General features: G+C 50.7%; 8 protein-coding genes. 3 read left to right on the forward strand and 5 right to left on the reverse strand.

Translation table 11 applies throughout. The features are described from left to right. Window positions 1-98: 98 nt before the first annotated feature. Entirely contained in the window at window positions 99-1,043 is a 945-nt protein-coding gene (locus tag V7775_RS23360) for a LysR family transcriptional regulator (protein WP_335754349.1), read from the reverse strand. A gap of 135 nt (window positions 1,044-1,178) precedes the next feature. Here V7775_RS23360 and V7775_RS23365 point away from each other — a divergent pair, with 135 nt between their 5' ends. Both V7775_RS23365 and V7775_RS23370 read left to right on the forward strand, forming a co-directional pair. Beyond that, a complete protein-coding gene (locus V7775_RS23365; RefSeq protein WP_335754350.1) occupies window positions 1,179-2,822 on the forward strand; it encodes an amidohydrolase in 1,644 nt (547 codons plus the stop codon). Further along, window positions 2,819-3,718, forward strand: a complete 900-nt coding sequence (locus V7775_RS23370) for a CobW family GTP-binding protein (RefSeq protein WP_335754351.1) — start codon at window positions 2,819-2,821, stop codon at window positions 3,716-3,718. Before V7775_RS23365 ends, V7775_RS23370 begins: the two co-directional genes overlap by 4 nt. Window positions 3,719-4,253: 535 nt before the next feature. On the opposite strand, the gene V7775_RS23375 is transcribed toward V7775_RS23370, so the two are convergent. The 4 genes from V7775_RS23375 to V7775_RS23390 all read right to left on the reverse strand — a co-directional run bounded on the left by V7775_RS23375 (window position 4,254) and on the right by V7775_RS23390 (window position 8,404). Continuing rightward, a complete protein-coding gene (locus V7775_RS23375; protein ID WP_335754352.1) occupies window positions 4,254-4,997 on the reverse strand; it encodes a phosphate/phosphite/phosphonate ABC transporter substrate-binding protein in 744 nt (247 codons plus the stop codon). A gap of 17 nt (window positions 4,998-5,014) precedes the next feature. After that, window positions 5,015-6,700, reverse strand: coding sequence for a hypothetical protein (locus V7775_RS23380; RefSeq protein ID WP_335754353.1), 1,686 nt, complete (start codon window positions 6,698-6,700; stop codon window positions 5,015-5,017). 107 nt (window positions 6,701-6,807) lie between these two features. Beyond that, window positions 6,808-7,203, reverse strand: a complete 396-nt coding sequence (locus V7775_RS23385; protein ID WP_335754354.1) for a GFA family protein — start codon at window positions 7,201-7,203, stop codon at window positions 6,808-6,810. A gap of 346 nt (window positions 7,204-7,549) precedes the next feature. After that, a complete protein-coding gene (locus tag V7775_RS23390; RefSeq protein ID WP_335754355.1) occupies window positions 7,550-8,404 on the reverse strand; it encodes an alpha/beta hydrolase in 855 nt (284 codons plus the stop codon). Between the two features lie 60 nt (window positions 8,405-8,464). Between V7775_RS23390 and V7775_RS23395 the strand changes: the two genes are divergently transcribed. Beyond that, window positions 8,465-9,436, forward strand: coding sequence for an AraC family transcriptional regulator (locus tag V7775_RS23395; RefSeq protein ID WP_335754356.1), 972 nt, complete (start codon window positions 8,465-8,467; stop codon window positions 9,434-9,436). The last annotated feature ends 101 nt before the right edge of the window (window positions 9,437-9,537 follow it).

A 9,537-nucleotide genomic window follows, 5' to 3' on the forward strand; every position in this document is an offset into this window, starting at 1 on the left:
TTAACTTCTCCCTTATAGATCGGATGTTGTTCTTTTTATAAGGAAAGCCTAGACCAGCCCATTTCCGGTACAAAACAGTTTTAATACGTTTCCTTGCATCATTTTTTGGGGGAATGGCTGGGCAATTTCACGGTGATATCGTCAAACGCGCCCTCTGTTTCTAGATCGACGCATTGTCCAATGAACACCTGAACAATATTGGGTTTCCGGATGCCTGCGAGGGTAACAATTCCAAATGTGGGCACATGCAGCTTGTCACGGAGCGGTAAGACACGGAACCGGGTGTCATTGTGTCGGTAGTCTGGAGGGCAAATATTGAGCAAGGAATATCCATGACCACCGGACACCAAGGCGCGGGCAATTTCTGCGGACCGTGTTGAGTGTACGATGTTTGGTTTCATACCCAAATGTTCAAACATGTTAGTGAAATACGCCTTTGTGCGGGGCAAATCCAACATGATCATGGGCCGTTCCGCTAGGTCTTTAAGGCAGACTGAACTATTTTGGGCCAAAGGGTCATCTGCCGCGATCAACACATAAGGTGGCGCATCAAAGAGGGGTGTGAAATCGTGGCTATCCTCAACCATCTCGTCATAACAAAAAGCCAAATCCGCTTCACCATTGGCCAAATAGACCATGGTGGCCTCCATGTTGCCCTCAAGTAGAGTGATTGAAGTGTTGGGGTGGCTCGCTCTGAATTTTTTAAGAATTGGCGGCAGAAACGAAGGCGCAGCAGTTGCGTAGCACGAGACCCGAATAGAGCCAGTCGAGTCCCCTCCCACTGACATCATTTCAGATTCAAAATGACGGCTTTGAACAATAAATCCACGGATCAATCTCAGGGTCTCTTTACCTGCGGGTGTGACGCTAATCCCCTTGGCGGGTGTGCGTACAAACAGATCAAACCCGATTTGACTTTCCAACGCTCCGATTGCCGCAGTGATAGAGGATTGTGAAATGTTCAATTCGGCCGCTGCATTGGCGATCGAGCCCAGCCGTCCTGTTGCCTCGACATATCGCAACTGTTTGAGAGTAAAGTTCATGGCGTGTCACTTCCAACAAAAAATAGTGGTTATTCAGCAGTAAAAACTATTTTTCGCATCAAAGAAAGCATCTTAGTCTGATGAATATCTTAGCTAACTGCCCACTAATTACGCCACCTAAAAAGGATGCGCCCCATGGTCGACACCACAATCTACTCTGCCCGCAAGATTATTACGATGAATCCTGCACGACCAACCGTCACCCATGTCGCCGTGCGTGATGGTAAAATCCTTGCAGCTGGAGATCTAGCAGAGCTTGAGACATGGGGTGAGTACAAGCTGGATGAGACATTCGCTGATAAGGTATTAATGCCGGGACTGGTCGAGGGCCACGCGCATACGATGGAGGGCACGTTGTGGCGGTATGTCTATTGCGGATTCTTTGATCGCGCCGACCCGGACGGCAAGGTTTGGGATGGGCTACAAACCATTGAGGCGATATTGGATCGCCTGAAAGAAGCCGAAGTGCAGATTGAAGATCCCGACGTTCCATTGTCTGGTTGGTCTTTGGACCCAATTTATATGGACAACACCCGCGTCAGCCGTGCAGATTTGGATAAGGTTTCGACGACCCGTCCAATTGGTGTTTTACACGCGTCCGGTCATATCTTGAATGTGAACACGAAGGCGTTGGAATTGGGTGGGTTGATGAAAACCGGGATCAATCATCCCGGCATTCCGTTGGGCGCTGATGGCTACCCAAAGGGTGAACTTTTTGGCCCAGATACCATGACGCCTGTCGGCGTGCATGTTGGCTTTAACCGGTCCCTGACGGACAGCGACGAACAGGGTTTACGTGACTTCGCCAAACTATGTGTACGCACTGGTGTTACCACCATTACTGACCTTGCAGCACGGCTTGACGATGACGGTGTGGAGGCGATGTTGCGTGTCACTGGTGAGGATAATTATCCTGCTCGGGTGGTTCCATTGCAGCTCTTTATGGGGGCTACACCAAAGGAGACCGTCGACAAGGTGGTTGGCCTGAAATCCCGCGCCACCGATAGATTGCGGCTAGGCCGGATCAAAGCGGTGGCAGATGGCTCGATCCAAGGGTTTTCGGCCCGGATGCGTTGGCCGGGCTATCACAATGGTGCGCCAAATGGGTTGTGGTACACAGCGCCCGAGCAATTGGCCGAACTTTACCGCTTGGCGTTGGCTGCCGGAGTTCAAATTCATACGCACACCAACGGGGATGAGGCGACCGAGATGGTCCTCGAAACCCTAGCACCTGCTTTGAAAGATGTCCCAAGCCCCAATCACCGATTTACCCTACAGCATTGTCAATTGGCCGACGCAGCACAGTTTCGAAAGATGAAAGAACTGAACATGTGCGTTAATTTATTTGCCAACCACCACTTTTATTGGGGGGACGAACATTACCGCCTGACTGTGGGGCCAGAGCGGGCGTTGCGTATGAATGCGTGCAGGACAGCCTTGGAAACGGGTGTTCCGATGGCGATCCATTCGGACGCACCAGTTACGCCACTTGGTCCGTTCTTTACGGCATGGAGTGCGGTAAATCGATTAACCGCCTCGGGACGTACGCAAGGTGAACACGAAAAGATCGGGGTCGAGGCGGCGCTGTATGCCATCACTTTGGGCGCAGCATATACGCTTCATCTGGATGACGAGGTTGGATCAATTGAGGTAGGTAAAAAAGCTGATTTTGCTGTTTTAGAAGACGATCCAACCGAAATTGGCGGCGACAACCTAAAAGACGTTCGGGTTTGGGGTACAGTTCAAGGGGGGCGGATTTTCTCGGCTGCTAAACTGTGACTGAACAACTGCCAGTAACAGTTATTGGCGGCTATTTGGGGTCGGGCAAGACGACGATGGTCAATCATTTACTGCGCAATGCAAATGGGCTGCGGCTTGCTGTGTTGGTGAATGAGTTTGGTGAGTTGGCCATTGATGAGGATCTGATCGAGGCTGAGGATGACGACATTATCTCAATTGCGGGCGGTTGTGTGTGCTGCTCATTTGGCAGTGATCTGACTGGAGCCTTGATAGAATTGGCAAAGCTGGTTCCACAACCGGATCATGTGTTGATTGAATCTTCTGGTGTGGCAATCCCAAGTGCTATCGCCGGATCGGTCTCCTTGCTTGAGGGTTTTCGCACCGACGGAATTGTGATTGTCGCAGACGCAGAAACCGTACAAAGCAGTGCGTGTGATAAGTATATGAGTGACACCGTTCTTCGACAGATAGCCGATGCCAACATTATCGTTCTGAACAAAACGGATCTGGTCAGCGAAACGCAACTTTCAGATACCAAGCAATGGCTTGGCCTGCAAAACAGTGGTGCGCGGGTGGTCGAAACCACTCACAGCATTGTCCCTCCGTCCGTTATTCTTGACAGTTTCTTGGTCCTAAAGACGTTAACTGCTCCGCACTTCGAGGCTTCCAATCTTGAAATGATGACTATCAATTTTGAGAAACCCGTAGACGCCAAAAAATTGGCCAAAAAGCTTGCTGATGACGATCTTGGTTTGATCCGAGCGAAGGGGTTTGTGACATCGCTAAAAGGGCAAAATACCTTAATCCAAGTTGTGGGGCGTCGCTGGGAGACATCGCCTGTACCCGACAACAAATTGAGCGGCATTGTATGCTTAGGGTTTAAAGCGATGATATCAAAACAAGATATAGCAACAATTGAGAACGCTATTTCCTGATGCCCTCGTGGCGCCAATGAAAACAAATAGACTTCCGAATACCAGCAACGTTGAGACGGACCTACGACTGGGGTGATAGATGGCAGGCCCCATGGGGTGTCAAATTGTGGCCCAATTTCTGCAATGCCCGCTTCGGGGACGTTGCGCTGGGGCGTCCAGAACTTGCAGGAACGGCAGCTTTGGGCCGTTTGCGGCGAAGGGCCAGTTTGAGCCAAATGTGCAAATTGCGGGGCTGCGTATGAACGATCGCTTTGCCTGAATTCGACTGTATTTCGCGGATATCTTGCCTAAGCATGACATATAGCATCATATCAAGTTGATCGCTGGCAGTGCTGTGGGGATGTGAGATATTTTATGAACTTGGGGTCATAGAACCGCCAATTTCATTCACCAATAGAACAAGAATAAATTAAATATCGTACGCTAATGCCAAAGAAGCTTAGTGGTGAGCTAGCGACTATTTATACCTGTCTTGTCAGCTATTTGTCTCCATCCTAAAAACCATGCATTTAAATTTATCATAGTACAACCTGCGCTATTGGGGTGGGTTACTGATACTCAAGTATTCTTCTTTTGGTATTTTCGCGATGCCTTCGATCCCAAGACTGGATTTATCGCCAGGGCTGAGTTCAGAAATAGCTTTTTGGATCGCGCCAAAGATTGTAGCGGGGTTATTTCCCTTTGCCGTGATGAACGGCAAGCCGGGCGTCGGGGACGTCCATTCCAGCACCCGCAAGCTGTCTGCGCATTGTTCATAAGTCTCGATATTGCGCCAAGACACAGCGTCCAAAGATGCAATGTCAGCACGCCCATCGGAGACGGCTTTTGCAGACAATAGATGTTGCTCCGTGTGCAGCTGGTTTTTAAACCAAAACCCCCTTGGCTCAATATGCCAGAAGGGCGCCGCATAACCAGACTGCGAAAATGTCTGATTGTAGCCGAATACCGCATCCTTAAAGGACGCGATATCCGTTCTGGGATCATCCTTACGGACGATCAACGCACTTCGATAATATCCGGGTGGGCATCCCTGAACCCCAAAATCGGGTGTTCCAACGAGTTCGACCTTGTCGTGCAGCCACGTCCGGTACGGCATACCACACGTTTGACTTAGAACCAGTTGCGGGTGCTTCCAAACGTAAAACTCCTCGGCATCTTGGGACAACGTTTCGGGGCTATCAATCCCTGCATCACCCAGATGAGCACGGATCAACTGCCAATAACGATTATGTGCCTCGATTAATTCAGGTCGTTGGTACATCATCAAGTTTGCAATCATAAAATCGTCCTTTTCGTTCAAGTGGCGCAATAGCCTGATGCAGGTGGCGTGGCCCTGCACAGGCACGATGACGTCACTGGTACATCCGTTTTCTCAAGCGCAGAGGCGAGCTTTGCTTCAAACGTTGCTAGCTCATCGGTAACGCCGCGCCGACGCAGGCATTCGACAAGGCCATGCAACGCCCAAACGTTATCAGGGTGTTGTGCGCAACGCTTTAGTTTTCCATTTAGACCTAAATCTGTGCGATACATATCTTCTGCTTCGTCAAAATGACCCTGTTCAGAAAGCAACGCCGCAAGCGCATGACGGGGCGGATGCATCCATGCCCAAGGCTCAGTGTATTCAAGATTATCATCGCGATGCACGCTATTACGTAGATGTTCAAATGCAGCGTTAAAATTGCCCTTATGGTATTCCAACTCACCGTTCAGCATTTCTTCCCCCACCGCGAGAATAGCGTGGGCTGTGTTGTTGAAAAACTTGCGTTCCGCCGGAATGCGTTTCACGGCCAAATAAAAGCAGCTGCGCTGTGCCTCGGCAGCCTCGAAATTCTTAAGCGCAGCATGGGCCACACCTTTGGCGTAATGATGCATCGCAGTAGACACGCAATAGAGCACTGGGTCATCTGGCATTGGCGTATCGACAATCTCTTGCCAGCGTCCAAAACGCACGAGAACGTGCATTTTCATCGAATAATATCCCTCCATTGTGATCGCCAGTTGCGGGCGATCTTTGACGCTCAGGACATCTTTGCTAAGGGTGGCGCACATTTGATTGGCCGCTGCAATCGCGGGCGTAAACTGTCCCAAAAACATACAAGTATACATCATCAAATGAAGGTCGTGGCAGCGGGCGGTCGTGTAGAAGTTAAACGCGCCTGCATACTCAACATACATGTCGTCCGCCCGAATTGCATCTTCGCTGGCAATCTTGGCCTTTTCATACTCGCCGCACAGAACATATGTGTGGCCCGGCATATGGTTCATATGCCCTGCATCAGGGCAAAGCGCCCCAAGAATATCCGCAGAACGCATTGCCCGTTCAGGCGTGTCGGACATCTCGGTCGCATGGATATGAAGATGTGATATGGCAGGGTGTTGGCGCACGTTTTCGGCGTCTTTTATGGCAATCGAACGCTCAATAACCTCGAGCGCTTCCAAAACGTCTGAACCAACAGCAGGTACGCTGCGTTTGGTATCCCATAACTGCCATGCGGTGCGCGTCATCATCGCTTCGGCGAAAATTGCAGCCACATCGTGGTCGCCCGTGTGGGCGGCATAGACTCCGCGCATTGCGTCGGCATAATCGTCATCCCAACGATCAAACGTTGCACCGTCAACGCCCCGCGGCTCTTGGAACCTCTGAGCTAACGCTTCAATTAAGGAGTTCTCCAGGCCGCTGGCCCGATGTGCAAAACCGCGCGCCTGCAGGACATGATCGTGGCACAATCTTGTAGCTTTATCGGCCTCAGCCTTACTGAATTGCCGCCATGTGTTGTTGTAAAAAGGGCCAGACCCGTAGGCCACGCCCCAATGCGCCATCACACATTCAGGATCATGCTTCAGAGCTTGCTGGAAACACTTTACGCCTTCTTCATGATTGAAGCCGTAACACCAGTTTAGCCCAATATTGAACCACTCCTGAGCCGCATCAGATGAGGTCGTGATCTGTTTCGTGTGTTGCCCTAAATCAAAACGCTTCAAGATATTTTCCATTAAATTTGGTCAAGACCAGCAGAGCATTACTGATGTGAAATCTTGACTGAAAAGCGGATGTTCCGGCACCGTTCTTCCAGCACCCAAATTGCATGTCAATTTTGAGTGTCATGCCGCAAAATCTCTGACAAATCGGACGTCCGCGGCAAGGCGGAGTTGCACCAATATTGAATTTTGGGCTCTAGGCTTGCACGTTGACGAATTGTGCCCACACGCAGCCTAAAAAACGCTTTTGGATTGCCTTTTGCACGGGCATGAATTCTTGTGCCGCACTCTGGGCAGAAGCTTAGTTGTCGTTTGCGCCCACTATCGGCAGTCTTTTCATATTCCTTCAGCGTCCCCGTAAGAAGTCGAAATTGTCCGTCAGTTACACCAACTACAACGCCATATGCAGAGGCTGAGTTTACCTGACAATCGGAACAGTGACAGATCAGAACGGTATCGGCTTCGTATGTGATTTTCCCACAAAGACACGCACCATCAATCTGCACTTTGCACCTCCAAAACTCACATAAATCTAGTGTCCAACAGCTAACTTATGGCAGACATCGGATCAACGGAATTTAAGAGAGTTATAACAAGTTTGATACTCGAATATGCAGTTCGGTGAATGCTGAAAATTTCTGCTGAAATGATGTTCGTTTCCTAAAAAGAAGGTCACTGACCTTTCCGCCGTCAAGGCCGGCCTTGTCCGCTGAGCGGGCCTTTAACGGCCCAAGTCGCAGTCTGTTAGCCTTGCAATTGTGGCGAACGGCAGCAAAGAGCCCAATTTGACCATTCCTGCGCAACATTCGAACGGTTGCTTAAACGACGAAGGGCCTACGCTATTTGTCGAATTCAGCTCGCTTTGCGCGATATGAAGTCCAAAGCAATTTGGGCGACGTCTTCCCATCCACTGTCAAAGACCAGAGAATGGCCACGGCCTTGAATTTCGACGATTTCGGTGGGGCTCGTGTTCTTGCTCTGCAGTCGAAAGCTTGCGCGGGAAATAGATAGTGGCACTGTATGATCCTGATCTGCTGCAACAATCAGCAGAGGTCCGCGGTCAACAAAGCGGGTGTCCACTTTTGCCTGCGTCCAAGGATTGAGATTTGCTGTTGCCGCCTGAAATATTGGAAGCCCGGGCGCGGGTACGTGGAAAGTTGAATGCAGCGATTTCGCCTCGACGTCGGAAACTGCGTTCGCAAAACCATATTTGAATTGCTTGAAAGTCAGGGCAATTGCACGGCCTCGATTTGCAGGGTTGGACAAAACCGGCCATGTTGCTTTGAGAACAGAGAATGGAAGCGGCAAGACCCCGCGAAAGGGGGCGGGCGAAATAGCGACAGCTGCTTTTGCAAGTCCGCGTGCCGCCAGTATTTGTGCTATCAACCCACCAAATGAATGCCCAACTATGATAGGTTTGACTTTCAATTGCGCGACAACCGACTGGCATCGATCAGCAACTTCAGTGATTGATTTTTTTGCCATCACTCCCGGGTTCGCATGTGCCTGCGCAACAGTTTCGGGATCGCCCGGCCAGTCTAAAGCGACGGCCGCAAACCCCGCTTCCTCAAAGAAGTCGATCCAATTGTTCCAAGATGCCGCCAAAAGCCAAAGACCATGGATGAAAACCACAGTCGGCTTTCCACTGGCGTTTGCAGTTTCGATCTCGGCGGTTTCGCGCGCCGTGGTATTTGGTGTTACGGTCATGTTATACCTACTCATAGTCCTAATTTTGACCTAAGCTAGGCGATGGAGGGTATTCGAGGAATGACAGAAAAACCTGAAATCTTAGCAGAGAAGCCAAACCTGATGTTGGATGCGTTCACGGAGCATGGTGATGTTCTGTCTGAGGTTCTCGACATCGTGCATGTGCGCGGGGAACGAGCCCTGATGATGGCCCCTGAGGGTCCGAAGACTGTCACCTTTCCAAATGCGATGCCCTGCATTCATATTGTTGAACATGGTGAAATTGTTATTCGTATCGCGGGCGAGCCTGAATCCGTCATCGTTGGCCCAAACCAACTGGCGCTTCTTTTGCGTGGCCACGTCCACCAAGTTGACTATGGTAAAGGTGGCCAAGTCACCCATATTGACACAGTTATTGAACAGATCATCAATTCAGACGGGCTTCAGTTTGGCAGCAACAATGCAACGCGGTGGTTTTGGGGCAGCTTTTCGCTCTATGGTGACCTTGCCGACAGTGTTCTAAGCGGGCTTCCTCCGGTCATCATCATCCGCGATTTGAAACAAGATCCAATCGAGTGGCTCGAGATGGGATGCCAGATCATTGTGGACGAAACCCGCGGAAAGAAACCGGGCGCAAATGTTATGGTGTCACGGCTTCTTGACCTGATGCTGGTTCAGATTTTGCGGCGTTGGGCGCGTGACGCCGAAACAGCCCCTGGTTGGCTTGCAAGCGCACAGGACGAGCGTATCGGTCGCGCGATAACAGCGATGCACGGAGATTGCGCCCATGACTGGAACATAGAGGCGCTGGCCGATCTTTGCGGCATGTCCCGCTCAAGCTTTGTCACCCTGTTCGAAAAAGTGATGGGGCAGGCACCGGGCGCATATCTCAGAGAGTGGCGCTTGGCCCGCTCTGCTAAGTTGCTACGATACTCTGGCGCGACGATCGAAAACATTTCGGAACAGGTAGGGTACACGTCAAAAGAGGCATTTAGTCGGGCTTTTCGCAAGCGATTTGGAAAATCACCTTCTACTTGGCGAGCTGCGCAGTAGGGCCGAATGCTGCTAAGTGTACCTGATTTACTCGCTCGCCTGGGCTCCGATTGGTGCCGCAGTTGCTTGGGTTGCGCTTGGGTCCAACACACGCACCGGAA

The organism is Sulfitobacter sp. (genome assembly GCF_036960155.1).
Lineage (GTDB): Bacteria > Pseudomonadota > Alphaproteobacteria > Rhodobacterales > Rhodobacteraceae > Sulfitobacter.